Genomic DNA, 25,106 nt, shown 5'->3' with positions numbered 1-25,106 from the left:
GTTCAACATGTTCTCGGGCGGAGCGCTCTCGCGTTTCTCGATTTTTGCCCTGGGGATCATGCCGTACATTTCGGCATCCATCATCATGCAGTTGATGTCGGTGGTGGTGCCGTCGCTGGAAGCGCTCAAGAAAGAGGGCGAATCCGGCCGTCGGAAGATTACCCAATACACCCGCTACGGCACGGTCGTGCTTGCGCTGGTGCAAGCCGTGGGCATTTCGGTGGCGTTGGAGTCTCAGCAGGGACTGGTGATCGATCCGGGCATGCTGTTCCGCTTCACGACCGTCGTGACTTTGGTCACTGGCACCATGTTCGTCATGTGGCTGGGTGAGCAGATCACGGAACGCGGTCTGGGCAACGGGATTTCCATCCTGATCTTCGCAGGTATCGTGGCGGGTCTTCCCGCGGCGCTGGCTGCACTGTTGGACCTGGTCCGCACCAACGCGATGTCTGTGCTTTCGGCACTGTTCATCGTGGCTCTGGTGGTGCTGGTTACCGCTTTTGTGGTGTTCGTGGAACGCGGACAGCGCAAGATCACGGTGAACTACGCCAAGCGTCAGGTCGGCAACAAGGTCTACGGTGGTCAAAGCTCGCATTTGCCGCTGAAGCTGAACATGGCAGGGGTGATTCCGCCGATCTTCGCGTCGTCGATCATTCTGTTCCCGGCCACGATCACGAGCTGGTTCTCCAGCAGCGAGAACATGCGCTGGCTTAGCGACCTGGCTGCGGCCCTGTCGCCTCGTCAACCGCTCTACATCACGCTGTACTCGGTCGCGATTATTTTCTTCTGCTTTTTCTACACGGCTCTGGTTTTCAACAGCCGCGAAACGGCGGACAACCTGAAGAAGAGTGGTGCGTTTGTTCCGGGCATCCGTCCGGGCGAGCAAACGGCGCGCTACATCGACAAGATCCTGATGCGTTTGACGCTCGCAGGTGCCATCTACATCACGTTGGTGTGCCTGTTGCCGGAATTCTTGGTGATGCGCTGGAACGTTCCCTTCTACTTCGGTGGTACGTCTCTGTTGATCATTGTGGTGGTGACGATGGATTTCATGGCGCAGGTTCAGGCCTACATGATGTCTCACCAGTACGACTCGTTGCTCAAGAAGGCCAACTTCAAGGGCGCGGGTTTGCCGATGCGGTAAGCAAAAGAATGTCCAAGGACGACGTCATTCAGATGCAAGGTGAGGTTCTTGAGAACCTCCCGAACGCGACATTTCGCGTCAAGCTCGAAAACGGCCACGTGGTGTTGGGCCATATTTCCGGCAAGATGCGTATGCATTACATCCGGATCCTGCCGGGTGACAAGGTCACAGTGGAGCTCACGCCCTATGACCTGACGCGAGCCAGGATTGTTTTCCGCTCCAAGTGAGCGAAACCGGATTACGGAAAATTAGGAGTCAACCATGAAAGTAATGGCATCGGTTAAGCGGATCTGCCGCAACTGCAAAGTTATCAAACGTCACGGCGTGGTGCGCGTTATCTGCACCGACCCGCGTCACAAGCAGCGTCAAGGCTAACTCGGGTTAGCGACTACGCAACGGATTTATTCAAGGAACAGTCATGGCCCGTATTGCTGGCATTAACATTCCGCCGCAACAGCACGCCGAGATCGGCCTGACCGCCATTTTTGGCATCGGTCGTACGCGCGCTCGCAAGATTTGCGAAGCGGCAAACGTACCCTTTGACAAAAAGGTCAAGGATCTGAGCGACGCTGAATTGGAACGCGTCCGCGAACATGTTGGTTTGTTCACGGTTGAAGGCGACCTGCGTCGTGAAGTACAGCTCTCGATCAAGCGTTTGATCGACCTGGGAACCTACCGCGGTATGCGTCACAAGCGCGGTTTGCCCGTGCGCGGCCAGCGCACTCGCACCAACGCCCGGACCCGTAAGGGCCCGCGTCGTGCTGCTGCGTCCCTGAAGAAATAATCGAGGAACAGGATTATGGCGAAAGCTTCCACCAGCGGCGCTTCGCGCGTGCGCAAAAAGGTCAAGAAGAACGTCTCGGACGGCATCGCGCACGTTCACGCTTCGTTCAACAACACCATCATCACCATCACCGATCGTCAGGGCAACGCACTGTCGTGGGCCACGTCGGGCGGTGCTGGCTTCAAGGGTTCGCGCAAGTCGACCCCGTTTGCCGCGCAGGTTGCCGCTGAAACGGCTGGCCGCGTTGCGCTCGAGTACGGCATCAAGACGCTGGAAGTCCGCATCAAGGGCCCCGGTCCTGGCCGCGAGTCGTCGGTCCGTGCGTTGAACGCGCTGGGCATCAAGATTTCGTCCATCGCCGACATCACGCCCGTTCCGCACAACGGCTGCCGTCCGCCGAAGCGTCGTCGTATCTAAAGGGAATCCACATGGCACGTTATATTGGACCCAAATGCAAGCTCTCGCGCCGCGAGGGTACTGACCTGTTCCTGAAGAGCGCCCGCCGCTCGCTGGATTCCAAGTGCAAGCTGGATTCCAAGCCTGGCCAACACGGCCGCACTTCGGGTGCCCGCACTTCCGACTACGGCCTGCAGCTGCGCGAAAAGCAAAAGCTGAAGCGCATGTACGGCGTGCTGGAAAAGCAATTCCGCAAGTACTTCGCTGAAGCCGAGCGTCGCCGTGGCAACACCGGCGAAACGCTGATCCAGCTGCTGGAATCGCGTCTGGACAACGTCGTCTACCGCATGGGCTTCGGCTCGACGCGCGCCGAAGCTCGCCAGCTGGTGAGCCACCGCGCCATCGAACTGAACGGCCACACGGCTGACATCGCTTCGATGCTGGTCAAGGCTGGCGACGTCGTCTCGGTTCGTGAAAAGGCCAAGAAGCAAGGCCGTATCAAGGAATCGCTCGACCTGGCCACCAGCATCGGCATCCCCCAGTGGGTGGAAGTCGACGCGGCCAAGCTGACCGGCACGTTCAAGTCGGCCCCCGATCGCGCTGATGTCGCTCGCGACATCAACGAATCGATGGTCGTCGAACTGTACTCGCGTTAATCACGCCTGCCGGCGCCTCCTTCGCAAGGTGCTGGCAAGCTGGTCACGCGACCCGGTTGACCCGTTAGCAAGTCCCGCAGCAGCCCGCTTTCGCCATTTGGTGGAGCGGGCTTTGCGGTAAGTATCGGGCAGCGTTTTTGCGCCGCCCATGGTTTGAGCATCAAGTCTCACCCTGTCCATCAGCCTTATCGGTGTAACGAGCCGAGGGTATTGAAAAGGAACACAGTAAATGTCCACTCAAGGTTTCCTGAAGCCGCGCTCCATTGAAGTCGAACCGGTCGGCACGCACCATGCCAAGATCGTGATGGAGCCGTTCGAGCGTGGCTACGGTCACACGCTGGGCAACGCCCTGCGCCGCATCCTGCTGTCTTCGATGACCGGCTACGCGCCGACCGAAGTCCAGATGACGGGCGTGGTGCACGAATACTCGACCATCCCGGGCGTTCGCGAAGATGTCGTCGACATCCTGCTGAACCTGAAGGGCGTGGTCTTCAAGCTGCACAACCGCGACGAAGTGACGCTGGTTCTGCGCAAGTCCGGCGCCGGCACGGTGCTGGCCAGCGACATCGAGCTGCCGCACGACGTCGAGATCATCAACCCCGGCCACGCCATCTGCAACCTGACGGAAGCAGGCAAGCTGGAAATGCAGATCAAGGTCGAAAAGGGCCGCGGCTACGTGCCGGGCAACGTGCGCGCGCTGTCGGAAGACCGCACCCACACCATCGGCCGCATCGTTCTGGACGCTTCGTTCAGCCCGGTCCGCCGCGTGAGCTACGCCGTTGAAAGCGCCCGCGTTGAACAACGCACCGACCTGGACAAGCTGGTCCTGGACATCGAAACCAACGGCGTGATCTCGCCCGAGGAAGCGGTGCGCCAGTCGGCCCGCATCCTGATGGACCAGATCTCGGTCTTCGCCGCCCTGGAAGGCGCTGGCGATTCGTACGAAGCCCCGGTCCGCGGCACGCCGCAGATCGACCCGGTGCTGCTGCGTCCGGTCGACGACCTGGAGCTGACGGTGCGTTCGGCCAACTGCCTGAAGGCCGAAAACATCTACTACATCGGCGACCTGATCCAGCGTACCGAAAACGAGCTGCTCAAGACCCCGAACCTGGGTCGCAAGTCGCTCAACGAGATCAAGGAAGTGCTGGCTGCACGTGGCCTGACCCTCGGCATGAAGCTCGAGAACTGGCCGCCCCTGGGCCTGGAGCGTCCGTAAGTCTTGAAAGGGTGCCGCCCCTGAAAAGGGCGTCTCCCGCAGCGCCCGGCCTCACCGCCGGGCAGTTTGCGAAATCGTCGTAAAATGCCCCGTTTTCTACCGGACCGCAGCCTGATTGCAGGCTGATAGAAGAGCCGGCAACCCGATGGCGGAAACGCCTTCTTTAGATTCAAAGGAAACTTATCATGCGTCACGGTAATGGCTTGCGTAAGCTCAACCGCACCAGCAGTCACCGTCTTGCCATGTTCCGCAACATGGCCGTTTCGTTGATCACCCACGAAGCCATCAAGACCACGCTGCCGAAGGCGAAAGAATTGCGCCGCGTCATCGAACCCCTGATCACGCTGGGCAAGGAGCCCACGCTCGCGAACAAGCGCCTGGCTTTTGCCCGTCTGCGCGATCGCGATGCGGTTGTGAAGCTGTTTGCCGAAATCGGCCCGCGCTACGCGGCCCGTAACGGCGGCTACACCCGCGTGCTGAAGATGGGCTTCCGTCAGGGCGACAACGCTCCCATGGCTTTCATGGAACTCGTTGACCGTCCGGAAGTCGATGAAGCCGCTGAGGACAGCGCCGAGTAATTTCGGCAGCTAGATAAGCGACAAGGGCGGGTCTTCGGACCCGCCCTTGTTTTTTTGGCGCCGCGATGGGGCGCTGCGATTCGCGATGAGGCGCGAATGCACCGATCAGGCGTTGCCCCCATCCTCGCGTTCGCGCCCGCCGCGCAACTGCCCCCGAAGCTCTGCGGCTGTGGCGGCCAACACATCCTGGGGTGGCTGAGGCGGCATCCTGAAAGTCAGGTCCTGCTGCTCGATGTATTGCGTGGACGTCACGTCCTGCGGGTGATGCATCGGTACGACATGGGCGTGCGCGTGCGCGACATGGATGCCCGTGAACGCAAATCCCACGCGCTCGACGCCGTACAGGCGTTTCATCTGGCGGCCCAGCCGCTGGCCCAGGTTGACGATGCTGGCGGCAAGGTCAGCCGGCATGTCTTCGTAATAGGGATAGTGCTGCTTGGGAATGATGAGCGTATGCCCGGGGCGCACGGGCTGGATGTCGAGGAAGGCCAGCAGGCGATCGTCTTCGTGGATGACGTGCGCGGGAATCTCGTGACGGGCGATGCGGCAGAACAGGCAGTTGTCGGACATGCTTGCCTCGGCGTGTAAGAGGGCGGCGCGGCGGCCTGGCGCGCGGCGGTTCCGGGAAGGTGGCCGCAATACCGATAAAATACCGCGAGTTACATCCCACGCGGGTATCCCAAGGAGGCTCCATGTTGCGCGATGACGACGTCGTGCTGGTCATCAGCAATGCGCCGGACCTGTTGCTGGCCAAACGCATTGCGCACGTGCTCGTCGAAGACGGACTGGCCGCGTGCGTGAACCTCGGCGCGCCCGGGTTGTCCATCTACCTGTGGAACGGTGAGGTCGAAGGGACGGAAGAAATCCCCATCCAGATCAAGACGACCTACGCGCGGCATGCCGCCGTCGTGCAGGCCTTGTCGAAAATGCATCCCTACGACGTTCCCGAGATCATCGTGCTGCCGGTCATCGCCGGCGCAGCGCCCTACCTGGACTGGGTGCGCGAGCAGACGGCCATTACGCAGAACAAGAGAAACTGATGTTGCAACTTGCCGGTACGGTCGGCGCGCGCGGACGCGCCGCGAGCGCGACCTCCCCCTTTTTCAGGCACTGCCTGATGCTGCTGGCGATGGCCATTCTGCTTTTCGGATGGCAGGCAGCCGCGCGCGCGGATACCGAGTTTCTGGAGCCTGAAAAGGCGTTCGTGTTCAGCGCCAAGATGGCGTCCGCGGACACGGTGGAGCTGCACTACAAGGTCGCGCCCGGCTATTACATGTACCGCGAGCGCTTCGCCATTGCCATCAGTCCCGCCGATGCCACCACGTTGGGCGAGGCCGTTTATCCCAAAGGCGAGGTCAAGTACGACCCGACCTTTGAAAAGGACATGGAAGTCTTCCACAAGGACGTGACGATCCGCGTCCCGGTGGGAGCCGGCGGACAGCCGTTCACGCTGACGCTGACGGGCCAGGGCTGCGCGGATGCCGGCCTTTGCTATCCGCCGATGGACAGCACCGTGAAGCTCACGCCCGTGGCAGGTGGATATACGGTGGCGGGCACGGGGCTTGGCGGGGCGTTGGCGCCGCAAGCGGCTTCCGGCGGCTTGTCCGCGCTGGTCAATGCCGGAGACACGGGCCTGGCCGACGCGCTGGGTGGCCTGGGATGGATCAAGACGGCTGGCGTGTTTCTGGTGCTGGGCCTCTTGCTGGCTTTCACGCCGTGCGTGCTGCCCATGATCCCCATCCTGTCGTCCATCGTGTTGGGCGGCGCGCAGCAGGAGCGGCCCAGCCGCGGACGCGGATTGGCTTTGGCCGCCACCTACGTGCTGGGCATGTCGGTGGTGTACACCGCGCTGGGCGTGGCTGCCGGCCTGAGCGGCGCGGGGCTCGCGGCCTGGTTGCAGACGCCGTGGATCCTGACCCTCTTTGCCATCCTGCTGACCGCGCTGGCGCTGGCGATGTTCGATGTATTCACGTTCCAGATGCCGTCGAGTGTGCAGGCGATGCTGTCCGAGCGCTCGTCGCGCGTGCCGGGCGGACGCTACACCGGCGCCCTGGTCATGGGCGCCTTGTCGGCGCTGATCGTCGGCCCGTGCGTGGCCGCGCCGCTGGCCGGCGCCTTGCTGTATATCTCGCAGACCGGGGACGTGATCCTGGGCGGATCGGCGCTGTTTGCGATGGCATGGGGGATGGGCGTGCCGCTGTTGATCGTCGGCGCGTCGTCGTCCGCCTTGCTGCCCAAGGCCGGACCGTGGATGGACGGCGTCAAGCGGTTGTTCGGCATGCTGCTGCTGGCGACCGCGTGGTGGATGCTGATTCCCGTCGTGCCCACCTGGGTCCAGATGACGGGGTGGGCGTTTCTGGCTGTCGTGTCGGCCGTGATGCTGCGCGCCTTCGACGCCTTGCCGCAAGGCGCGGGCGCCGGGCGCATGTTCGGCAAGGGCCTGGGCTTGTTGCTTGCCCTGGCGGCCGCGGCGTGGCTCGTCGGTGCGGCCAGTGGCGGGCGCGATGTGCTGCAGCCGCTGTCGCACTTGGCCGCGCGCGGCGATGCGCCGGCTGCCGGCGTCGCCGCGGCGGGCGATGTCCATTTCACGCGTGTGCGCAGCAATGCCGAGCTGGACGCGCTGCTGGCGCAAAGCACCCGGCCGGTGATGCTGGACTTCTATGCGGACTGGTGCGTGTCGTGCCGCGAAATGGAGCGCTTCACCTTCACGGATCCGGGCGTCGCGCAGCGCATGGCGGGCATGGTGCTGGTGCAGGCGGATGTGACCGCGAACAATGCCGACGACCGCGCGCTGCTCAAGCGCTTCCGGCTGTTCGGCCCGCCGGGCATCATGTTCTTCGAGCCGGGCGGTAAGGAAATCGCGGATGCGCGCGTAGTGGGCTTTCAAGACGCAAAGCGCTTCACGGAATCGCTGGACCGCGTGCTCGTGCGTTGAGGGACGAGCACGCTGGCGGCGGGGCAGGCGCCAGCGTCTGATGCGCGCAACGCGACGACGCTTGCGTTGAATCAAGAAAGGGCGCGATATACCATGATCGCTTCGCTGCCCGCGCGGCGCATCCCACTCCCTCCAGGCCGGCGCCGTGACGTCCCCCACCGTTGATGCAAGTCAGGACCGGAACGGTCTGATTTATCTTCAATTGATGTTCGTCATGGCCACGTGGGGCCTGAACATCGTCTCCATCAAGTATCTGACCCAGCACATGGACATCCAGGCGCTCGCCGCCGTTCGGATCGTCATTGCGTTCATTACCGTCACCCTCATCATCAAGGCGCGCGGCGGCCGTATCCCGAAGTTGGGTAGCGCGCAGCTGGGCTGGGTGGCGCTTGCCGGCTTTCTGGTCGTGTATGCGCACCAGGTGGCGTTGGTGTCGGGTTTGCGCGTGTCGTCGGCGGCCAACGGCACGCTGATCATGGCCACCAGTCCGTTGCTGTCCGCCTTTCTTGCCGCCATCTTCTACCGAGAAAAACTCACGGCGACTCGCATTGCCGGCGCGCTGCTCGGCCTCCTGGGCGTCGGCATGGTGGTGGTGGGCAGCGGCGCGCAGCTCGGGTTGACCGGATGGGGCGATGCCGTGGTGTTCGTGGCCGTGCTGGTGTTCGTGTTTGGCGGCCTCGTCATCCAGCGGATGTCACGCATGATGGATCCGCTGGGGATGCTCTGGTACATGTACCTGGCCGGCGGCGTGATGCTGGTGGGACATGCCGCGCTGACGCCGTCCTCGTACCACGCTGAGACGTGGCAGATGGCATGGTGGCCTTGGGCGGTGCTGATGTTTTCGGCGGTGGTCGCGTCCGGTATCAGCAACATCGTGTGGAACGCGGGCATCGCGCGGCTGGGGATCAGCCGCGCCGCGCTGTTCGTGAACTGGCTGCCGATCTTCGGGCTGCTGTTCGCGGCCCTGTTCCTGGACGAGCACGTCACGCTGACGCATGTCGTCGGTCTGGGCTGTGTGCTGGGCGGGACGTGGCTGGGACTGCGCCGCGGCGCGCAGCCGGCGCGGGCTGCCGCCGCAAAGGCTTGATGGCGGGGGATTGCCGGCGTCCTGGCCGGCGGGAGGCGCCGAGCGCAGACGGCCAAAGCCGCCGCGCCCGGAGGTCTTTCTAGCGCTGGCTTTTCAACAGCTTGGCCGCTTCGATGGCGAAGTACGTCAGGATGCCGTCGGCGCCGGCGCGCTTGAAGGCCAGCAGCGCTTCCATCATGACCTTGTCGTGATCCAGCCAACCATTGGCGGCGGCCGCCTTGATCATGGCGTATTCGCCGCTGACCTGGTAGGCGAAGGTCGGCACGCGGAACGTGTCCTTGACCCGGCGCAGCACGTCCAGATAAGGCATGCCCGGCTTGACCATGACCATGTCGGCGCCTTCTTGCAGGTCGCCGGCCACTTCGCGCAGCGCCTCGTCGATGTTGCCCGGATCCATCTGGTAAGCCATCTTGTTGGACTTGCCCAGATTGGTGGCCGAGCCCACGGCATCGCGGAAGGGGCCGTAGAACGCGCTGGCGTACTTGGCCGAATACGCCATGATGCGCGTGTGGATGTGGCCGTTGGCCTCGAGCGCGCGACGCACCGCGCCGATGCGGCCGTCCATCATGTCGCTGGGGGCGACCATGTCGACGCCGGCTTCAGCCTGCGTGAGCGCCTGCTTGACCAGGATCTCGACGGTGGGTTCGTTGACCACGTAGCCGTCCGCGTCGATGACGCCGTCCTGGCCGTGGCTGGTGTACGGGTCCAGAGCCACATCGCACAGCACGCCCAGTTCCGGGAAACGCGATTTCAGCTCGCGGACCACGCGCGGGATCAGGCCGTCGGGATTGGTGGCTTCGATGCCGTCCGGGGTCTTCAGCGACGGGTCGATGGCGGGAAACAGCGACAGCACGGGGATGCCCAGCGCCACGCATTCTTCGGCCACGGGCAGCAGCGTGTCCAGCGAATAGCGGACCACGCCGGGCAGGGACGCCACGGCCTGCCGCAGGCCGGAGCCTTCGGCCACGAAGCCGTCGGTGTCCAGCAGCAGGGCCTCGTCGTAGCCGTCCTGCAGGGCTTCGGTATTGGCCAGGATGGAATTGGCGTAGGTGGTGGCGACCTTGGCGCGCGGCATCGTGACATTCACGTGCTGGCGCGCAAACGACGACACCTTCACGCGGATGCCGCCGGACAGCGCCTCTTCGCCCAGATACGCGCCCCAGGGCCATGCCGCGATGGCCACGTGCACCCGGGCGCCCTTGGGCGACACACCCATTTTTTCGGGGCCGTAGAACACGAGGGGGCGCAGGTAGCCGGATTCAAGCTGGTTTTCGCGAACGACCGTCCGCTGTGCCTCGTTGATCGTGTCGCGATCGAACGGCATGGGGATCTGGTAGATGTGCGCCGAATTGAAGAGCCGGTTGGTGTGGTCTTCGAGGCGGAAGATAGCCGTGCCAAGGGTGGAGTTGTAAGCGCGCACGCCTTCGAAGACGGACAGCCCGTAATGCAGCGAATGCGTCAGGACATGCGTCGTCGCGTCTCGCCATGGGACGAGCTTGCCGTCATACCAGATGAAACCGTCGCGGTCAGCCATCGACATGGTCTTCTCCACACAGTGCGCACCAAACCTGCCGCCGTGCGCCAGGCCATGGGGGCCAAGAATCTCGAGGGCGCTATTGTATCAAGCAGCGAGGTTACAATACGGGCCTATTCGCGCAGTTCATTCCCATCGAGTATCCATGTCGTCCTGCCTGAATCGCCAGGGGCCAGCCGTTGTCCTCTGAATCCGCGCTTCCTGAATCCGAAGACCCAGCCCTGGTCCGCCAGGAACGCGTAACCGCCTTCCGTGCCGGCGTCCATGCCATCGTGCCCGCCCTGATCGCCACCGCGACCTGGGGATTGGTGACCGGTGTGGCGATGGTCAAGTCCGGACTGACGGAATCCATGGCGCTTGCCATGACGCTGCTGCTGTACGCCGGCTCGGCCCAGCTCACCTCATTGCCGCTCATCGCCGCCGGCGCGCCGCTCTGGCTGATCTTCGCCGCCGGCTGCGTCGTGAATCTGCGTTTCATCATCTTCGGCGCCGCCCTGCAGCCCTATTTCCGCCACCTGTCGTGGCCCAAGCGCCTGGGACTCGGCTATTTCACAACGGACATGGGCTTCGTGCTGTTCATGCCCCGTTTTGGCGACTCGGTCGAACGCGGGACCCGAGAGCAGCTTTGGTTCTTCCTGGGTTCCATCGTGCCGGGCTGGCTGGTCTGGCAGTCGTCGTCGATCATCGGCATCTACCTGGGCGCGCAGGTTCCCACCGATTGGTCCCTGGATTTTGCCGCCGTGCTGGCGCTGCTGGCCATCACGGTGCCGCTGGCCAGTTCCAAACCGATGCTGGTGTCGATGCTGGCCGCCGGCGTCGTCGCCTGGGTGGGGCAGGCAATGCCCCTGCGCCTCGGGCTGGCTGCGGCGGTGATCTCCGGCGTCATCGCCGGCATGTGGGCCGAACGCTTCTTCAAGGCGCGTCCATGACAAATTGGTCCTGGGAACTCTACGTCTATTCCGCCATCCTGCTGCTTGCCCTGTGCAGCGTATTGACGCGCGCCGGGTTCATGCTGTTTGGCGATTACATTCCGCTGTCCGACAATGTGCGCCGCGCCTTGCGCTACGCACCCGCCGCGGCGCTCACTGCCATCGTGGTCCCCGATCTGCTGCCCTGGAAGGCCGGGCTGGGCCCTGTCTTCGACTACAAGCTGGTTGCCGGACTGGTCGCCATCCTGGTGTTCCTGCGCACCCGCAGCGCGGTGCTCGTGATCGTGGTCGGCATGCTGGTGCTCTGGGGTTTGCGCTGGCTGGCCAGCTGACGGCCACAAATCCCGTGTTACATCGTCCGTCTGGTGGACACTCGAGGCACTTTTTTTGCCTCGGTGGGCCATTGGATCGTGCTGCCGACCGGGCCTCAAACAGACCGTTTGACCGTGTGGTAAGGCGGCTGCGCTAAAATTCATCAATCCACAGCAATCCGGGCCTGGTACTGCCCTCATAAGTATCGAATCCAGCATGGATGCCCCGATGCCTTATGTAGCAGTGCATGCAGCACTCTCGTTTTGTTCTTTTTCACTGGTCCCGGTACTTGCCTAACCCCTGATGACTGAATCCACTCAAACCGCAGCACCCACCGCTGACGCGCCCGCGCCCGCGCCGACGTTCGACGATTTCGGATTGCACCCCCTGTTGTTGCAGTCCATCGCCGAAACCGGCTACACCACCCCCACGCCCATCCAGGCGCAGGCCATTCCCGTCGTGGTGTCGGGTCGTGACGTCATGGGCGCCGCGCAGACCGGCACCGGCAAGACGGCGGCCTTCACGGTGCCGATCCTGCACCGTCTCATGCCGCTGGCCAATACCAGTGCTTCGCCCGCCCGGCATCCGGTGCGCGCGCTGATCCTGGCGCCCACGCGTGAACTGGCGGACCAAGTCTTCGAGAGCGTCAAGCGCTACAGCAAGAAGACGCCGCTGCGCTCGGCCGTCGTGTTCGGTGGCGTGGATATCGGTCCGCAGAAAGAAGCGCTGCGCCGCGGCTGCGAGGTGCTGGTCGCCACGCCGGGCCGCCTGCTCGACCACGTTGAACAAAAGAACGTGAACCTCAGCCAGGTCGGCATCCTGGTGCTGGACGAAGCAGACCGCATGCTCGACATGGGTTTTCTGCCCGATCTCGAACGCATCATCCGGCTGCTGCCCGCGCAGAGACAGGGCCTCTTGTTCTCGGCCACGTTCAGCAACGAAATCCGCAAGCTGGGCCGTTCGTACCTGAACCAGCCTGTGGAAATCGAAGTGGCGGCGCGCAACGCCACCGCGACGACCATCACCCAGATCGCCTACAAGATGACCAGCGACGCCAAGCGCGCCGCCGTCGTGCATCTGGTGAAGTCCCGCGGCCTGAATCAGGTCATCGTTTTCTCGAACACCAAGATCGGCACCGCGCGCCTGGCGCGCGACCTCGAACGCGACGGCGTCAAGGCTGAATCGATTCACGGCGACAAAACCCAGGCCGACCGCATGAAAGCGCTGGAAGCCTTCAAGGCGGGCGAGCTCGAAGTGCTGGTCGCAACCGACGTGGCCGCGCGCGGCCTGGATGTGGCGGGCGTGCCTTGCGTCATCAACTACGACTTGCCGTACAACGCCGAAGACTACGTGCACCGCATCGGCCGCACGGGCCGCGCGGGTGCGTCGGGCGAAGCCATTGCCCTGTTCACCGCCGATGAAGAGCGTTTCCTGCTCGACATCGAAAAGCTCATCAAGCGCGAAGTGCCTCGTGGCACGCTCGACGTGCCGGCCGATCTGATCGCCCGCAGCCATCGCCGCAGCGACGGTGGTTCGCATTCGCGCGAGGGGCGCGAGAGCAGCCGCGAAAGCCGCGGCGACCGTGGCGATCGCGGCCGTTCTTCGGACCGACGCTCCAGCCACCATGGCGGCGGCTCGCGCCAACCGGTGGACGACTTCTTCCTGAAGCCTTACGAGCCCTCGACGACGGCCGCGCCGGCCGAAGAACAGGATTCGCGCAGCAATGCCGCGCCGTCGTCGGCGCCCAAGCGCCAGCTTGCCGTCCTGCTGGGCGGCAGCCGCAAGCCCTGATCGCGCGCGACACCGGTCGCCGGTCCTCGGACCGCAAAAAAACCCGCAAGGCCTTCAGGCGTTGCGGGTTTTTTGTCGGGCGCGCCGCGATGTCAGGCGGCCAGCATTCGCGGCAGATCGGGCAGGGCGGTGGTCACGGCCGCGCTGTCTTCGTCAAGGCTTTCCAGCAGGCGCTCCAGGTGGCCGATATGCGGCAGCATGGGGCCGTAGAACACGACACGATCGCCGATCTGCACCAGCAGCGTAGGGAAGTTCTCGACGTCCACGTCGCCCAGCAATTCAGCGTGATCCTCGATGTCGACCCATGCAAAGACGTGTTGCGGCAAGGCGCCGGCCAGGGCCTGCAATTTGGGCTTGTATTCTTCGCAGGTGTCGCACCAGGCGGCGCAGAAACAGGCGATGAGCCAGGTGTTGGGCGTGGCGCTCAGCCGCGCGCGCAGCGGGGCAAGATCGGTACCAGGTGTAAGCAGAGACATGTGAGCGGATCGGGGCGGGTTTGACTATCATACCCGGGTTGTTCACCCCTCAATTTGATTGCCATGACCGTCCTGCGTACTGATCCGCCCGCCCCCGGAAACGGCCGCCTGTCCGGCGCCGGCGCGGGGGCCGTAAGCGTGGGGCAGGCGTTCAAGCGCGCGCTCGTGTCGCAGTGCCACCCGACCATGCTGTTCGCGGTGCTGCTGCCTTTCCTGATCGCCCTTGTTGGCGCCATCCTGCTGCTCTGGTTTTTCTGGACGCCCCTGACCGACTGGTTGCGCACCGAGGTGTCGCAATGGGACATCGTCAATCGCGTCGACCAATGGTTAGTCGCGGTCGGCCTGTTCTCGCTCAAGATCTGGCTGATTCCGGTCATCGCCGCGGCCATCCTGTTGCCGGTGTCCGGCATCCTTGGACTGGCCATCGCCGCCGTCTTCGTCATGCCGCTGGTGCTGCGTCACGTCGGTCAGCGCGAATACGCCACGGTGGGCCGCCGCGGCAAGTTCTCCACCGCGGTCAGCGTGTGGAACGCCGTGTGGGTGTCCGCGGCGTTCGCCGCGGGGTGGGTGCTGACGCTGCCGCTCTGGCTCGTGCCGCCCATGGCCATCGTGCTGTCCATTTTCTGGTGGGCCTTCGCGTTCTCGCGCATGATGCGCGTCGACGCGATCGTCGAGCACGCCAGCCCGGATGAACGCAAACTGATCCTCGAACGGAACAACGGCGGCTTCTGGACCATCGGTCTGATTTGCTCGCTACTGAACCTGCTGCCGGCCGCGTGGATTATCCTGCCGGTGTTTTCCGCGCTGGTCTACGCGCACTACGGCCTGGAAGCCCTCAAGCGCCTGCGGCAGGACCGCGTCATCGACGTCTGACCGGCGTCTTTTCTTATCAATGGAATCGGACATGGCTGCAGAACCCACCGCCCGCAGTATCGGCCTCATCATCGTTGGCGATGAAATCCTGTCGGGACGGCGCCAGGACAAGCATTTTTCCAAGATCGTCGAAATGCTGGGCGCGCGCGGCATGCACCTGAGCTGGGCCGAATTCCTGCCTGACGAGCGCGACCGTCTGGTCGACGCCTACAAGCGCAGCTTCGCCAGTGGCGACGTCGTGTTGTCGTGTGGCGGCATCGGCGGCACGCCCGACGACCATACCCGCCAGGCCGCGGCCGCTGCGCTTGGCCTGCCGCTGGCACTGCATCCCGAAGCCAAGGAGGCCATCGCATTGCGCACGCGCGAAATGGCGGAAAAGGGGCAGGGCACTGCCGACATGAGCGCGCCGGAAAACCAGCAACGGTTGCAGATGGGCATGTTCCCCGAAGGCTGCGAGATCGTCCCCAATCCGTACAACCGGATCCCGGGATTCTTCATCAAGGATCACACCTTCGTGCCGGGCTTTCCCGTCATGGCGTGGCCAATGCTGGAATGGACGTTGGATTCCCGCTATCGTGCGCTGCAGCATATTCGCGCCCACGTCGAGCATTCCTTCCTGGTTTTCAGCATGCCCGAATCGCGCATCACGCCGTCGATGGTTGCTGTGGAAAGTCGTTGGCCCGACGTCCGCGCGTTCAGTCTGCCCAGCGTCGGCGAGGCGGGCGGCACGCCCCACATCGAGCTGGGCGTGAAGGGCGAACCCGAGGCTGCCGCAGCGGCGCTGGAATTCCTGCGCGCCGAAGTCCTGCGCCTGGGCGGCAAGCTGGCGCCCCCGGCGGCGGCCTGATTTGCGCGGCGGCGGGGCACCGCCGGTCGCGCCCGCTGCGCAAATACCATTTGCCAAACCGGCCGGTAAATTTCACAATACGGGATAAGAACTGTTTGCTGCATTGCCGCAACGCGTGTCTTGCGTGGCGGCGCCAGCCCAAAATTCCATGGCCCGTCTTCCCACCCCTCGCAATCCGCTGGACGCCGAAACCGAAGGCGCTTCCGCCCATCCGATCGCCATTCAGGTCATCGAACGCGCGATGCGTCTGCTCGACGCCCTGGCCGCTCAACCGGATCCGGTCTCGCTCAAAGAGCTGTCGGCCACCACCGGTCTGCACGCCTCCACCGCCCACCGCATCCTGAACGACCTGGTCGTCGGCCGCTATGTCGAGCGGGTCGACAACGGGCTGTATCAGCTGGGCATGCGCCTGCTGGAGCTGGGATCGCTGGTCAAGGGCCGTCTGAACGTGCGCGAGGCGGCCATTCCGGCCATGCGGTCGCTGCACAAGCTGACGGGGCAGACCATCAATCTTTCCGTCCAGCAGGGCGACGAAATCGTCTACATCGACCGCGCCTGGAGCGAACGCTCCGGCATGCAGGTGGTGCGGGCCATCGGCGGCCGCGCGCCGCTGCACCTGACGTCCACCGGCAAACTGTTTCTGTCCACGGGCGACACGCGCCAGGTGCGCGCCTACGCGCTGCGCACGGGGCTGGCCGGCCATACGCGCAACAGCCTGACCGATCTGGACAAGTTGGAACGCGAATTGGCCCTGGTGCGCCGCCACGGCTACGCCCGCGATAACGAGGAGCTGGAGTTGGGCGTACGCTGCATCGCCGCCGGCATCTTCGACGACACCGGCAAGCTGGTGGCGGGGCTGTCGATCTCGGCGCCGGCCGAACGGCTGCAGGACGACTGGATCAAGGCGCTGGTCGAAACTGCCGCCAGCATTTCCGAAGCGCTGGGCTACGAACCCTCCGTGTCCTCGGGTTTCAACGGATTGGGTCTGGCGGCCGAAGCCATGCGGCCGTAGCTGCGGCGCACGCCAAAACAGAAAGCCCCCATGAGGGGGCTTTTTTATGGGCCGTTGCCGCAAGAGGCGCCGCCGAAGCGGGCGGCCTCTTGAAGCGGGCTTATTGCTTCTCGATGCCGGCCTTCTTGAACAGCTCGGCCCATTGCGGGACCTGCTGCTTGACCTTCGCGGTCAGCGCATCGGGGTTGGCTTCCGACGTCAGCACGGTGGCGCCAAGTTGCTTCATGCGCTCCTGGAATTTGGGATCGGCCAGACCGGCCTGCAAGCTCTTGACCAGCTTATCCACGACAGGCTTGGGCGTGCCCTTCGGCACCCACATGCCATGCCAGATGCCCACTTCAAAGCCCTTGTAGCCGGACTCGTCCATGGTCGGCAGCTTGGGCAGCGTGGGAACGCGCTTCAGGCTGGTCACGGCGTAGGCCTTCACCTTGCCGCCTTCGATCTGCTGCGTGGTGTTGGTGGTCTGGTCGCACATCAGATCGACCTGCTTGCCCAGCAGGTCGTTCATGGCGGGCGCGGTGCCCTTGTACGGGATGGTCAGCAGTTGCACGCCCAGGGCTTCGACCAGCATCGTGCCGCACAGGTGGCTGGCGGCGCCGATGCCCGCGTTGGCGAGCGAGACCTTGTCCTTGTTCTTTTTGACGTAGTCGGCCAGTTCGGCGATGGTGTTGGGCGGGAAGTCCGAGCGGGCGACGATGGTCATGGGCACGTCGACCACCAGGCCGACCGGCTCAAAGCTCGTGAAGGGGTCATACCCCGGATTCTTGTAGAGCGACGGGGCGGTCGAGAAGCCGGCGTGCATCAACAGGATGGAATAGCCGTCCGGCTGGGCACGGGCGACCTGAGTGGTGCCGATGGTGCCGCCGGCGCCGCCCTTGTTTTCAACGACGACCGTCTGGCCCAGGCTGGGCCGCATGGCTTCCGCAAGGGAGCGGGCGACGTTGTCCGTCGGGCCGCCTGCCGCGAACGGCACCACCATGTTGATGGGGCGTTCCGGATATTCCGCGTGCGCGGCGCAGGCCGCGAACAGGGCACCGGCCGCGAGCAGGGCCGAAAGCGTGCGGGGAATGAAAGTCATGAGGTCTCCGATTGCAGGGTTTTGCTTGCTGCGATTAGTTATCTTTCGCTGACATATCATTGGTATTTGTCTGTCATCAGCGTGAAAACAGTGTAGAAAAGAATTGATACCGCGTCATGTCCGGTATTTCCCGAGTTCCGGGAATTCGTTGAGCAGAATCAAGCCCCGGCAGGCGGGCGCACCGTTAAAGTGCAAACACTTGTTGCGCCGCACAAAAACTGCTTGACAAGTTTTTTACCCAGTCTAGAATGGCAATTGTGCAGTGCATCAAACGGGCCGGCGGTAGCTTGTAGTACCAGTTTCCGCGCACGTTTCTTATTTCGTCGCAGACAACCATCCTTACTGCCGGACAGCCTCCGGCTACCCTGAGAGGAGCATTCTATGAGCGCAATTCCGCAACAAGTTCTGGACCGTCAAAAGGCCAGCATCAACACCATCGTGGCCGCCCAGACCGCCGTCTTCGCCGGCTTCGAAAAGCTGGTCGAACTGAACCTGAAGGTCGTGAAGGCCACCCTGGACGAAGTCGCCCAGAAGTCGCAGCAAGCCGCTGAAGTCAAGGATCCGCAGGAAGCCGCCGCGTTCGCGACGGGCCTGCTGCAACCGGGCGCCGAAAAGGCCCTGGCCTACACCAAGCACGTGTATGACATCGTTGCCGGCGTGCAAGGCAGCCTGGTCAAGCTGACCGAAGAACAGATCGCCGAAAGCCAGCAACAGCTGAGCGAAGCCGTCGACCAGTTCTCCAAGAACGCCCCGACCGGTTCCGAAAGCGCCGTCGCCCTGATCAAGTCCTCGCTGGCCACCGCGACCAGCGCCTACGATTCGATGACCAAGGCTGCCAAGCAGGCCGCTGAAGTCGCCGAGTCGAACCTGAACGCCGCCGCCAACGCGACCTTCAAGGCCGCCACGGACGCCGCCGACGCCGCGACCAAGGTTGCCGGCCGCAGCCGCCGCAGCGCCTAAGTATTTGGCGCACGGTGCTGCGCGAAGCGCAGTAATGTAGTACTGTTGAGTGACAGAGCAGAGCTGGAATTAGGGCCACCCACAGGGTGGCCCCTTTTTTTGCCTGCGTTTTTTGTCTTTATCGGCTGTCAGCGGGACGCGACGGCGCGTACGCATTCGCCGACCAGCCCGGGGCCACGGTAGATGAGGCCCGTGTAAAGCTGCACCGCGTCGGCGCCGGCTTCCATCTTTTCGCGGGCTTCCCGTCCGGACAGCACGCCGCCCACGCCGATGATGGCCAGGCTATTGCCCAGCCGTTCCTTCAGGCGGCGGATCACCGCCAGCGACAGTTGATGCACGGGCGCGCCGGACAGGCCGCCAGCCTCCTCCGAATGGGCCTGGCCCTTCACCGCGTCGCGCGACAGCGTGGTGTTGGTGGCGATGACGCCATCGATGCCGTGGCGCGGAAGGATCTCGGCGATGGCGTCGATTTCGTCCTGTGACAGGTCCGGCGCAATCTTCACCGCCATCGGGACCCGGCGCTGGTGCCGGTCTTCCAGGGCGCGGCGCTTGTCGGCCAACTGCGCGAGCAGCGCAGAAAGCTCGTCGCCGCTTTGCAGCGCACGCAGGTTCTTGGTGTTGGGCGACGAGATATTCACGGTGACGTAGTCGGCATGCGGGTACACGCCGTCCAGGCCGATCAGGTAGTCGTCGGCGGCCCGTTCGATGGGCGTGTCTGCATTCTTGCCGATGTTCAGGCCCAGAATTCCGCCTTGCTTGCGCCACGTGCTGCGCTGCACGTTGGCAAGAAAGGCGTCGAGCCCCTGATTGTTGAAGCCCAGCCGGTTGATCAGCGCATTGGCGCGCGGCAGGCGGAACATGCGCGGCTTGGGGTTGCCGGGCTGCGCGCGCGGCGTGACCGTGCCGACCTCGATGAAGCCGAAACCCAGGTTGCCCAGCGCGTCGATGTAGGCGCCGTTCTTGTCCAGGCCGGCGGCCAGTCCGATCGGGTTGGCCAGCTGCATCCCCATCAGTGTGCAGGGCGCCTTGGGCTGCGCGTGCATGAGCTTGCGCGTGGCGCCGCATTCATAGGCGCGCTGCAGGCCCGACAGGGTGACTTCGTGGGCGGTTTCCGCATCCATGGCGAAGAGCGCCGGGCGGGCCAGGGGATAGGCGTGGAAGAGGATAGACATGGGCCGGGATTGTAGAGCGATTTGCTCCGTCCCCGCCGATTGCAAACGACGCCGCAACAGATTCAGGCGGGCGGGCGGTCGGGACTGTCGCGCCATTCCCCGTCGACCAGGAACTGCGCCGGACGGAAGGCCGATTTGTAGGACATCTTGCGGCTGTCCGCGATCCAGTAGCCCAGATAGAGCCACGGCAGGTTCAGCGCGCGGCACTGTTCTACCTGCCAGAGAATGCTGTACGTGCCCAGGCCATCGGCAATGTCCGGGTCATAGAACGTGTAGACCGAGGACAGGCCGTCGTCCAGCACGTCGATGATGGAGACCATCACCAGCACACCCTCGGCGTTGCGGAACTCGACCAGCCGGGTGTTGACGCGGCTGGTCAAGAGAAACTGCGCGTACTGCGTGCGGCTGTCTTCGTCCATGCCGCCGCCCGGATGCCGGCCCTGCTGATACCGGGTATAGAGCCGGTAGTGTTCCGGCGACCATGCCAGCTCCGCGACGAACGACTGCAGATGCTGATGATCGCGCCACGCACGGCGCTGACTGCGGTTGGGGGCGAATCCGGCCGTATCTACGCGCACGGGAATGCAGGCCTGACAGTTGTCGCAATGGGGACGGTAGGTAAATAGACCGCTGCGGCGAAAGCCTTGTTCCACCAATTGGGAATACGTGCCCGCGTTGATCAGATGCCCGGGCGCGGCCACCTGCGACCGGGCCTGGCGACCCGGCAGATAACTGCAGGGGTAGGGGGCGGTTGCGTAGAACTGCAGCGTGGAGAAGGGAAGTTCTTTCAGCTGGCTCATTGGAGCTGGCTCATGGGAGCTGGCGTATCGGATATCCCGCGTATAGGCGGCAAACCCGGGACGGGAGTGGCTCCATATTAACGCTTAACTCGGGCTGCAATCCGTCCCCTCGGGTGTATCCGGATGCAGTTGGCCGCGCGTGTCCAGACGGCCGCGTGACCACGGAATGCCGGGCTGTTGAGTGGCTTGCCGAACATGCCGCAGAAAGTGTTCCCGTGGCACGGGAGCCGCACCCATGCTTGCCAGATGCCGCGTCTGCTGCTGGCAGTCGATCCACTCGACGCCCTGCGCGTCCAGGTAGCGAACCAGATGCGCGAGCGCGATCTTCGAGGCGTTCGGGACGCGGGTGAACATGGATTCGCCGAAGAACATGCGTCCCAGGCTGATGCCGTACAACCCGCCCGCCAATTCCCCGTCGATCCAGGTTTCGATGCTGTGCACGACGCCGGCGTCATGCCACTGCCGGTAGGCGTCCTGCATGGCAGCGGTGATCCACGTGCCCGGCTGGCCGTCGCGCGGCGCGGCGCAGGCCGCCATGACCTGGGGAAACACGGTGTCGACCCGCACCTGCACGCTGGGCGTGGCTTCGTATTCCCGGGCGGCGATCTGGCGGAGCAGCTTGCGCAGCGAGTGCGACGGCGCAAAGTCCTTCACGGGCAGCACCATGCGCGGGTTCGGACTCCACCAGAGCACGGGCTCGCCTTCCGAGTACCACGGAAAGATGCCGTTGGAATAGGCCTGGGCCAGACGTTCCGGCGACAGGTCCGCGCCCGCGGCCAGCAGACCGTCCGGATCCGTCAGCGCGAATTCCGCAGGAGGAAACGGGGTGTCGGCGGCGAGCCAGGGCAGTTTCAACGGTGGGATTCTAGGGTGTAGTGATGCGGGCCGAAGGTGCCGCGTTTGCGGTCCTCGAAGAACAGGCGCAAGGTGCTGGCGACGGTGCGGAAGGCCAGGTCGTCCCAGGGAATTTCGGATTCGTCGTACCAGCGCGCTTCCAGGCTTTCCGGGCCCGGGTCCAGTTCCGGACCCACCGCCTGGGCGAGATAGAACACGTGCACCTGCTCGATCTGCGGGACGTCGATGATGGTGTAGATGTCGCCCAACTGGATTTTGGCGCCGGACTCTTCCAGCGTTTCCCGCGCCGCGCCTTGCGCCGTGCTCTCGCCGAGCTCCATGAAGCCGGCGGGCAGGGTCCACGTGTTGTAGCGGGGTTCGATCGCGCGGCGGCAGAGCAGGATGCGGTTTTCCCAGACGGGCACGGTCCCGACCACCAGCCGCGGATTCTGGTAATGGATCGCCCCGCAGTGATCACAGATGTCACGCTCGCGGTTATCGCCTTCCGGCACGCGGCGGTTTACCGGAGAGCCGCACTGGCTGCAAAAGTGGGAACGGCGCGGGGCGGGGAAGTATTCGAGGGGCGATTTGGCGGTCATGGGTACGATTCTACCGGCTGCGGCGGGTCGTGGCGCGCCGGGCCGGCGGCGTGGGCGCGGGGCTGCCGAACCGCGCTTCCAGGTGTTCGACGAACGACCGGACCTTGGGCGACAGAAAGCGGCGGTGCGGGTAGACGGCGACCATGGAAATCGGCGTGTGGGCATAGCCGGTCAAGAGGGCGGTCAGACGTCCGGCGCGTATGTCATCCCCGACCAGGAATTCCGGCTGCAGGATGATGCCGTGGCCGGCCAGTGCAGCGGTGCGCAGCACGTCGCCGTTATTGGCCCGCAACGCCGCGTTCACGCGCACCAGATGCGTCACGCCGTCCTTCTCGAAATGCCATTCGTTGCCCGTGCTGGCGTAGGCGTAGTGCAGGCAGCGATGCTGCTTCAGGTCTTCAGGCACGGCGGGCGCGCCGTGGCGCTCCAGGTACGACGGCGCTGCGCAGACCAGCAGTTGCTGCGGCGCCAGGGGTCTGGCCACCAGCGACGAATCCACCAGCGGGCCGATGCGCACCGCAACGTCGTAGCCGTCCTCGACCAGATCCACCACGCGGTCGTTCAGGTCCAGGTCGATCACCACGTCCGGATAGCGCTGCAGGTATTCGGCGATGGCTGGCCCCAGATGCAGGATGCCAAAGGACACGGGCGCGCTGACCCGCAATCGTCCGCTGGGCCGCTGGCCTTCCGCCTGCAGCGACAGTTCCAGGTCGGCAACCTCCGCCAGAATGGGCCGGACGCGGTCATAGAAGGCGCGTCCGGCGTCCGTCATGCTGAGCTTGCGCGTCGTGCGGTTCAGCAGGCGTACGCCGTACTTCTGCTCCAGATAGGCGATTTGCCGCGTCACCACGGATCGCGCCTGGCCCATCTTGTCGGCGGCTGCCGCGAATGAGCCCAGTTCGACGACCTTGGCATAGGTCTGCATGGCGGTATGGGTGTCCAAGATTGTTTCCTATCGGGGAACAATAATTTGCAATTCTGCATGTTTATCTTTGTTTTTGGAATCGCAAGAATACGGCCCATGAAGGATCTGCCTGCTCCGGGCGATTCGCTTTTCTGCACAAGGATGATTGCAATGATTGATTCCCGTACCGCGCCGTATGCCGCGTTGCTCTTGCGCGTGGCGCTGGGCGTGATGTTCCTGGCCCATGGCCTGACCAAGCTGCTGGTGTTCACGCTGCCCGGCACCGCCCAGTTCTTCGCCAAGATCGGTTTTGCCAGCTGGTTGGCCTATCCGGTCACGTTTTTCGAGGTGGCCGGAGGCATCCTGCTGATCCTGGGCGTGGTGCCGCGCTGGGTCGCTGCGATTGCCGTGGTGCAGCTCTTCGCGGCGTCGACGGTCCATTTTGGCAATGGCTGGGGCTTCGGCAACCCGGGCGGCGGTTGGGAATATCCGATTTTCCTGACCGTGGCGGCTGCCGTCCTGGCGCTGTTGGGCGACGGCAAGTTCGCGCTGGTCAAAAGCGGCCGCCGCTGTGCCATAGCGGCGTCAAGCCACTGAGCGCTACGCGCATCAATCTGTTTACCGGGCCGGACGTGGCCCGCGCGAAGGCGGGGCCATAGAATGGCTTCGCCTTTTTTTATCTGGAGTCGATATGTCCCGGCCTATGTTCATGCGCACGTTTGCCGCACTGCTGTTTTCCGTCCTGGCCTGTGCCGCGCAAGCCACGCCCGAACAAGAAGCCGCCAACAAGGCTGCCGTCCTGGCGTTCTATGAAAAAGGCTTGAACCAGAAAGACGCGGACGCCGCGCTCAAGTACGTGGGCGATCGTTATGTGCAGCACAATCCCAACGCGGCCGACGGCCCCGAGGGCTTCCGGCAATTCATCGCATTCCTGCGCGACAAGTATCCCGCCTCGCACAGCGAAATCAAGCGCGTGTTCACGGATGGCGATTACGTCATCCTGCATGTCCACGCCGTGCGCGAGCCGGGTACGCGCGGCAACGCCATCATCGACATCTTTCGCCTGGAAGGCGGCAAGATCGTCGAGCATTGGGATGCCGTGCAACCGATTCCCGAGAAGGCCGCCAACAGCAACGGGATGTTCTGAGTTTGCGCTGGCCCGTCAGGCCGCGGGGGCGTGCGGGGCGGGGTCAAATCCCAGGCGCGCGGCGATGTCCGCCTGCGCGATTGCGTGCAGCGGCGCCGCCGCGTACACGTCAGGCCAGTCGGCTGTCATCGAATGGCTAGCCGCCAGTTCGGCCAGCGCGTCCAGCAGCGGAGCACCAGCTTGCGTCCGCATCATCTCCAGCAGCGGCTGCAAATCGCGGTCCAGCACGATGCCGGCGCCCATCGGCGTCGATGCGTAGAGCCGGCCTTCATCATCCAGCCACCACGCGCTGACTGCGTCGACGGTCGCATCCGTGTGCGTGATGAGGCCGCGATTGTCATCGGCAAGGCGCAACACATAGGGCGCTGCGTCCAGACGTACGAACACCCGCTGCGGGCCGTTCTGGAAAAACCAGCGGCCGTCGTTGTCGCGTTCGTAATTGCGGCTGATGAATTCCAGGATCTGCGTATTGGTGATCGGCTCGCCCGGCCCGCCCTCATTGGCCTGTCCTTGCGGATGAAGGCGCCAGCGGCCGCGCGCATCCAGCGACAGCCATCCGTAGACAGCCGGCACATTCGGCCAGCGGGTGAGGGCGTCCTTTACCGATTGATCCATGGTCTCAGGGGCGGATGACGATCGTGGGCGAGATGACGATGCCAGGTTGCACCGGCATCACGGGCACCGCCACGGATTGCGGTGCGTAGCCATAAGCATAGTCGTCACGGCATTTGCGCTTTTCGCTGTAGTCGCCGTTGCGCTTCCACTTGCGCTCGACCTTGCAGGCGCCATCCCAATACTTTTCCTTGTACTCGCCGCCCTTGTGGCGGTGGTGATGGTGCTTGTCATGCGCCTCGGCAGCCAGCGGCGCTAGTGCGATCAGCGCGGCGGCGGACAGGCTCAGGAAAGCGGGGCGGGCAGTAAAGCGGCGCGGTTGTGATACCGGGATGTTGTGCATGGACTCATCGTTCAAATGAAAACGGGGTCACCATAACAATCATCCGGCTGACCGGGCGTAGGGATGGGTAACGAGATGCTGGGGAGG

At 64.0% G+C, this 25,106-nt stretch carries 31 protein-coding genes; 20 read left to right on the top strand and 11 right to left on the bottom strand.

Annotated features, from left to right (window positions below):
* From secY to rplQ, 8 genes are all read left to right on the top strand, one after another.
* On the top strand, window positions 1-1,144 hold a 1,144-nt coding region (gene secY / locus B2W22_RS16450; protein WP_286938793.1), incomplete at its 5' end, for a preprotein translocase subunit SecY.
* A gap of 8 nt (window positions 1,145-1,152) precedes the next feature.
* The gene (gene infA / locus B2W22_RS16445) at window positions 1,153-1,371 is read left to right on the top strand and encodes a translation initiation factor IF-1 (protein ID WP_003806927.1); all 219 of its coding nucleotides are present in this window, start codon (window positions 1,153-1,155) and stop codon (window positions 1,369-1,371) included.
* A gap of 34 nt (window positions 1,372-1,405) precedes the next feature.
* Window positions 1,406-1,519 (top strand): 50S ribosomal protein L36, encoded by a 114-nt coding sequence (rpmJ, locus tag B2W22_RS16440; RefSeq protein ID WP_003806928.1) that lies wholly within the window; start codon window positions 1,406-1,408, stop codon window positions 1,517-1,519.
* Between the two features lie 43 nt (window positions 1,520-1,562).
* Entirely contained in the window at window positions 1,563-1,928 is a 366-nt protein-coding gene (gene rpsM / locus B2W22_RS16435) for a 30S ribosomal protein S13 (RefSeq protein WP_008168996.1), read from the top strand.
* Window positions 1,929-1,943: 15 nt separating this feature from the next.
* Window positions 1,944-2,345 carry a 30S ribosomal protein S11 gene (gene rpsK, locus B2W22_RS16430; protein ID WP_006216516.1) on the top strand — a complete coding sequence of 134 codons (402 nt, stop codon included), beginning with the start codon at window positions 1,944-1,946 and terminating at the stop codon, window positions 2,343-2,345.
* Between the two features lie 11 nt (window positions 2,346-2,356).
* On the top strand, window positions 2,357-2,980 hold the full coding sequence (gene rpsD / locus B2W22_RS16425; RefSeq protein WP_175124780.1) for a 30S ribosomal protein S4: 624 nt from the start codon (window positions 2,357-2,359) through the stop codon (window positions 2,978-2,980).
* Window positions 2,981-3,209: 229 nt separating this feature from the next.
* Window positions 3,210-4,196 (top strand): DNA-directed RNA polymerase subunit alpha, encoded by a 987-nt coding sequence (locus tag B2W22_RS16420; RefSeq protein WP_008169002.1) that lies wholly within the window; start codon window positions 3,210-3,212, stop codon window positions 4,194-4,196.
* Window positions 4,197-4,381: 185 nt separating this feature from the next.
* Window positions 4,382-4,774: a 50S ribosomal protein L17 gene (gene rplQ / locus B2W22_RS16415; RefSeq protein ID WP_006389635.1), complete on the top strand. Its 393-nt coding sequence runs from the start codon at window positions 4,382-4,384 to the stop codon at window positions 4,772-4,774.
* Between the two features lie 105 nt (window positions 4,775-4,879).
* Here rplQ and B2W22_RS16410 read toward each other — a convergent pair whose 3' ends face one another.
* Window positions 4,880-5,344: an HIT family protein gene (locus B2W22_RS16410; protein WP_175136922.1), complete on the bottom strand. Its 465-nt coding sequence runs from the start codon at window positions 5,342-5,344 to the stop codon at window positions 4,880-4,882.
* 122 nt (window positions 5,345-5,466) lie between these two features.
* Here B2W22_RS16410 and cutA point away from each other — a divergent pair, with 122 nt between their 5' ends.
* The 3 genes from cutA (at window position 5,467) to B2W22_RS16395 (ending at window position 8,796) form a co-directional block, all read left to right on the top strand.
* A complete protein-coding gene (gene cutA, locus B2W22_RS16405) occupies window positions 5,467-5,814 on the top strand; it encodes a divalent-cation tolerance protein CutA (RefSeq protein ID WP_175136921.1) in 348 nt (115 codons plus the stop codon).
* A complete protein-coding gene (gene dsbD / locus B2W22_RS16400) occupies window positions 5,814-7,709 on the top strand; it encodes a protein-disulfide reductase DsbD (RefSeq protein ID WP_175136920.1) in 1,896 nt (631 codons plus the stop codon). The genes cutA and dsbD overlap by 1 nt, the downstream gene beginning before the upstream one ends.
* 205 nt (window positions 7,710-7,914) lie before the next feature.
* The gene (locus B2W22_RS16395; RefSeq protein ID WP_175124858.1) at window positions 7,915-8,796 is read left to right on the top strand and encodes a DMT family transporter; all 882 of its coding nucleotides are present in this window, start codon (window positions 7,915-7,917) and stop codon (window positions 8,794-8,796) included.
* A gap of 79 nt (window positions 8,797-8,875) precedes the next feature.
* Here B2W22_RS16395 and hemB read toward each other — a convergent pair whose 3' ends face one another.
* Window positions 8,876-10,330 (bottom strand): porphobilinogen synthase, encoded by a 1,455-nt coding sequence (gene hemB / locus B2W22_RS16390; RefSeq protein ID WP_286938795.1) that lies wholly within the window; start codon window positions 10,328-10,330, stop codon window positions 8,876-8,878.
* 179 nt (window positions 10,331-10,509) lie between these two features.
* On the opposite strand from hemB, the gene B2W22_RS16385 reads away from it, so the two are divergent.
* From B2W22_RS16385 to B2W22_RS16375, 3 genes are all read left to right on the top strand, one after another.
* Window positions 10,510-11,259 (top strand): AzlC family ABC transporter permease, encoded by a 750-nt coding sequence (locus tag B2W22_RS16385; RefSeq protein WP_175123182.1) that lies wholly within the window; start codon window positions 10,510-10,512, stop codon window positions 11,257-11,259.
* Window positions 11,256-11,591 carry an AzlD domain-containing protein gene (locus tag B2W22_RS16380; RefSeq protein ID WP_175123181.1) on the top strand — a complete coding sequence of 112 codons (336 nt, stop codon included), beginning with the start codon at window positions 11,256-11,258 and terminating at the stop codon, window positions 11,589-11,591. Before B2W22_RS16385 ends, B2W22_RS16380 begins: the two co-directional genes overlap by 4 nt.
* A 283-nt stretch (window positions 11,592-11,874) precedes the next feature.
* The gene (locus B2W22_RS16375; protein WP_175123180.1) at window positions 11,875-13,362 is read left to right on the top strand and encodes a DEAD/DEAH box helicase; all 1,488 of its coding nucleotides are present in this window, start codon (window positions 11,875-11,877) and stop codon (window positions 13,360-13,362) included.
* Window positions 13,363-13,454: 92 nt separating this feature from the next.
* Here B2W22_RS16375 and B2W22_RS16370 read toward each other — a convergent pair whose 3' ends face one another.
* Entirely contained in the window at window positions 13,455-13,838 is a 384-nt protein-coding gene (locus tag B2W22_RS16370) for a thioredoxin family protein (protein ID WP_175123179.1), read from the bottom strand.
* A gap of 63 nt (window positions 13,839-13,901) precedes the next feature.
* Between B2W22_RS16370 and B2W22_RS16365 the strand changes: the two genes are divergently transcribed.
* The 3 genes from B2W22_RS16365 to B2W22_RS16355 all read left to right on the top strand — a co-directional run bounded on the left by B2W22_RS16365 (window position 13,902) and on the right by B2W22_RS16355 (window position 16,570).
* Complete coding sequence (locus B2W22_RS16365) at window positions 13,902-14,711, top strand: EI24 domain-containing protein (RefSeq protein ID WP_286938781.1); 810 nt, start codon at window positions 13,902-13,904, stop codon at window positions 14,709-14,711.
* Between the two features lie 31 nt (window positions 14,712-14,742).
* Window positions 14,743-15,558 carry a competence/damage-inducible protein A gene (locus B2W22_RS16360; protein ID WP_286938779.1) on the top strand — a complete coding sequence of 272 codons (816 nt, stop codon included), beginning with the start codon at window positions 14,743-14,745 and terminating at the stop codon, window positions 15,556-15,558.
* Between the two features lie 148 nt (window positions 15,559-15,706).
* Complete coding sequence (locus B2W22_RS16355) at window positions 15,707-16,570, top strand: IclR family transcriptional regulator (RefSeq protein ID WP_286938778.1); 864 nt, start codon at window positions 15,707-15,709, stop codon at window positions 16,568-16,570.
* Between the two features lie 100 nt (window positions 16,571-16,670).
* Here the strand turns inward: B2W22_RS16355 and B2W22_RS16350 are convergent, their stop codons facing one another.
* Window positions 16,671-17,648 carry a tripartite tricarboxylate transporter substrate binding protein BugD gene (locus B2W22_RS16350; protein WP_286938777.1) on the bottom strand — a complete coding sequence of 326 codons (978 nt, stop codon included), beginning with the start codon at window positions 17,646-17,648 and terminating at the stop codon, window positions 16,671-16,673.
* Window positions 17,649-18,029: 381 nt separating this feature from the next.
* Between B2W22_RS16350 and phaP the strand changes: the two genes are divergently transcribed.
* A complete protein-coding gene (gene phaP / locus B2W22_RS16345; protein ID WP_105237564.1) occupies window positions 18,030-18,608 on the top strand; it encodes a TIGR01841 family phasin in 579 nt (192 codons plus the stop codon).
* A 128-nt stretch (window positions 18,609-18,736) separates the two neighbouring features.
* On the opposite strand, the gene B2W22_RS16340 is transcribed toward phaP, so the two are convergent.
* The 5 genes from B2W22_RS16340 to B2W22_RS16320 all read right to left on the bottom strand — a co-directional run bounded on the left by B2W22_RS16340 (window position 18,737) and on the right by B2W22_RS16320 (window position 22,956).
* Window positions 18,737-19,780, bottom strand: coding sequence for a quinone-dependent dihydroorotate dehydrogenase (locus B2W22_RS16340; RefSeq protein WP_286938774.1), 1,044 nt, complete (start codon window positions 19,778-19,780; stop codon window positions 18,737-18,739).
* Between the two features lie 62 nt (window positions 19,781-19,842).
* Window positions 19,843-20,580, bottom strand: coding sequence for an arginyltransferase (locus B2W22_RS16335; RefSeq protein WP_175123174.1), 738 nt, complete (start codon window positions 20,578-20,580; stop codon window positions 19,843-19,845).
* An 84-nt stretch (window positions 20,581-20,664) separates the two neighbouring features.
* Window positions 20,665-21,435, bottom strand: coding sequence for a leucyl/phenylalanyl-tRNA--protein transferase (gene aat, locus B2W22_RS16330; RefSeq protein ID WP_175123173.1), 771 nt, complete (start codon window positions 21,433-21,435; stop codon window positions 20,665-20,667).
* Window positions 21,432-22,013 (bottom strand): NUDIX hydrolase, encoded by a 582-nt coding sequence (locus tag B2W22_RS16325; RefSeq protein WP_175123172.1) that lies wholly within the window; start codon window positions 22,011-22,013, stop codon window positions 21,432-21,434. Before B2W22_RS16325 ends, aat begins: the two co-directional genes overlap by 4 nt.
* Window positions 22,014-22,023: 10 nt before the next feature.
* Complete coding sequence (locus B2W22_RS16320) at window positions 22,024-22,956, bottom strand: LysR family transcriptional regulator (protein WP_246282845.1); 933 nt, start codon at window positions 22,954-22,956, stop codon at window positions 22,024-22,026.
* A 132-nt stretch (window positions 22,957-23,088) separates the two neighbouring features.
* On the opposite strand from B2W22_RS16320, the gene B2W22_RS16315 reads away from it, so the two are divergent.
* Both B2W22_RS16315 and B2W22_RS16310 read left to right on the top strand, forming a co-directional pair.
* A complete protein-coding gene (locus tag B2W22_RS16315) occupies window positions 23,089-23,514 on the top strand; it encodes a DoxX family protein (protein WP_286938771.1) in 426 nt (141 codons plus the stop codon).
* A 94-nt stretch (window positions 23,515-23,608) separates the two neighbouring features.
* Window positions 23,609-24,064, top strand: coding sequence for a nuclear transport factor 2 family protein (locus B2W22_RS16310; protein ID WP_239216276.1), 456 nt, complete (start codon window positions 23,609-23,611; stop codon window positions 24,062-24,064).
* Between the two features lie 15 nt (window positions 24,065-24,079).
* Here B2W22_RS16310 and B2W22_RS16305 read toward each other — a convergent pair whose 3' ends face one another.
* Together B2W22_RS16305 and B2W22_RS16300 are read right to left on the bottom strand one after the other, a co-directional pair.
* A complete protein-coding gene (locus B2W22_RS16305) occupies window positions 24,080-24,679 on the bottom strand; it encodes a DUF2946 family protein (protein WP_175123170.1) in 600 nt (199 codons plus the stop codon).
* A 4-nt stretch (window positions 24,680-24,683) separates the two neighbouring features.
* On the bottom strand, window positions 24,684-25,019 hold the full coding sequence (locus tag B2W22_RS16300) for a hypothetical protein (RefSeq protein WP_349679459.1): 336 nt from the start codon (window positions 25,017-25,019) through the stop codon (window positions 24,684-24,686).
* Window positions 25,020-25,106: the final 87 nt, after the last annotated feature.

Origin of the sequence: Achromobacter sp. UBA4530 (assembly GCF_002388205.1) — a bacterium.
GTDB lineage: Bacteria > Pseudomonadota > Gammaproteobacteria > Burkholderiales > Burkholderiaceae_B > Achromobacter > Achromobacter animicus.
This window is presented reverse-complemented; position numbering and strand designations above follow the sequence as displayed.

Excerpts from the sequence above, each read along its gene's own strand:
- rpsK (WP_006216516.1), top strand. The coding sequence starts at position 1,944 with ATGGCGAAAGCTTCCACCAGCGGCGCTTCGCGCGTGCGCAAAAAGGTC.
- B2W22_RS16310 (WP_239216276.1), top strand. The coding sequence starts at position 23,609 with ATGTCCCGGCCTATGTTCATGCGCACGTTTGCCGCACTGCTGTTTTCC.
- B2W22_RS16380 (WP_175123181.1), top strand. The coding sequence starts at position 11,256 with ATGACAAATTGGTCCTGGGAACTCTACGTCTATTCCGCCATCCTGCTG.
- B2W22_RS16300 (WP_349679459.1), bottom strand. The coding sequence starts at position 25,019 with ATGCACAACATCCCGGTATCACAACCGCGCCGCTTTACTGCCCGCCCC.
- B2W22_RS16395 (WP_175124858.1), top strand. The coding sequence starts at position 7,915 with ATGTTCGTCATGGCCACGTGGGGCCTGAACATCGTCTCCATCAAGTAT.
- B2W22_RS16370 (WP_175123179.1), bottom strand. The coding sequence starts at position 13,838 with ATGTCTCTGCTTACACCTGGTACCGATCTTGCCCCGCTGCGCGCGCGG.
- B2W22_RS16360 (WP_286938779.1), top strand. The coding sequence starts at position 14,743 with ATGGCTGCAGAACCCACCGCCCGCAGTATCGGCCTCATCATCGTTGGC.
- B2W22_RS16410 (WP_175136922.1), bottom strand. The coding sequence starts at position 5,344 with ATGTCCGACAACTGCCTGTTCTGCCGCATCGCCCGTCACGAGATTCCC.
- rpmJ (WP_003806928.1), top strand. The coding sequence starts at position 1,406 with ATGAAAGTAATGGCATCGGTTAAGCGGATCTGCCGCAACTGCAAAGTT.
- rpsD (WP_175124780.1), top strand. The coding sequence starts at position 2,357 with ATGGCACGTTATATTGGACCCAAATGCAAGCTCTCGCGCCGCGAGGGT.
- cutA (WP_175136921.1), top strand. The coding sequence starts at position 5,467 with ATGTTGCGCGATGACGACGTCGTGCTGGTCATCAGCAATGCGCCGGAC.
- B2W22_RS16365 (WP_286938781.1), top strand. The coding sequence starts at position 13,902 with ATGACCGTCCTGCGTACTGATCCGCCCGCCCCCGGAAACGGCCGCCTG.
- phaP (WP_105237564.1), top strand. The coding sequence starts at position 18,030 with ATGAGCGCAATTCCGCAACAAGTTCTGGACCGTCAAAAGGCCAGCATC.
- hemB (WP_286938795.1), bottom strand. The coding sequence starts at position 10,330 with ATGGCTGACCGCGACGGTTTCATCTGGTATGACGGCAAGCTCGTCCCA.
- rplQ (WP_006389635.1), top strand. The coding sequence starts at position 4,382 with ATGCGTCACGGTAATGGCTTGCGTAAGCTCAACCGCACCAGCAGTCAC.
- B2W22_RS16325 (WP_175123172.1), bottom strand. The coding sequence starts at position 22,013 with ATGACCGCCAAATCGCCCCTCGAATACTTCCCCGCCCCGCGCCGTTCC.
- B2W22_RS16335 (WP_175123174.1), bottom strand. The coding sequence starts at position 20,580 with ATGAGCCAGCTGAAAGAACTTCCCTTCTCCACGCTGCAGTTCTACGCA.
- B2W22_RS16340 (WP_286938774.1), bottom strand. The coding sequence starts at position 19,780 with ATGTCTATCCTCTTCCACGCCTATCCCCTGGCCCGCCCGGCGCTCTTC.
- B2W22_RS16355 (WP_286938778.1), top strand. The coding sequence starts at position 15,707 with ATGGCCCGTCTTCCCACCCCTCGCAATCCGCTGGACGCCGAAACCGAA.
- B2W22_RS16315 (WP_286938771.1), top strand. The coding sequence starts at position 23,089 with ATGATTGATTCCCGTACCGCGCCGTATGCCGCGTTGCTCTTGCGCGTG.
- B2W22_RS16305 (WP_175123170.1), bottom strand. The coding sequence starts at position 24,679 with ATGGATCAATCGGTAAAGGACGCCCTCACCCGCTGGCCGAATGTGCCG.
- B2W22_RS16350 (WP_286938777.1), bottom strand. The coding sequence starts at position 17,648 with ATGACTTTCATTCCCCGCACGCTTTCGGCCCTGCTCGCGGCCGGTGCC.
- B2W22_RS16375 (WP_175123180.1), top strand. The coding sequence starts at position 11,875 with ATGACTGAATCCACTCAAACCGCAGCACCCACCGCTGACGCGCCCGCG.
- dsbD (WP_175136920.1), top strand. The coding sequence starts at position 5,814 with ATGTTGCAACTTGCCGGTACGGTCGGCGCGCGCGGACGCGCCGCGAGC.
- B2W22_RS16420 (WP_008169002.1), top strand. The coding sequence starts at position 3,210 with ATGTCCACTCAAGGTTTCCTGAAGCCGCGCTCCATTGAAGTCGAACCG.
- rpsM (WP_008168996.1), top strand. The coding sequence starts at position 1,563 with ATGGCCCGTATTGCTGGCATTAACATTCCGCCGCAACAGCACGCCGAG.
- infA (WP_003806927.1), top strand. The coding sequence starts at position 1,153 with ATGTCCAAGGACGACGTCATTCAGATGCAAGGTGAGGTTCTTGAGAAC.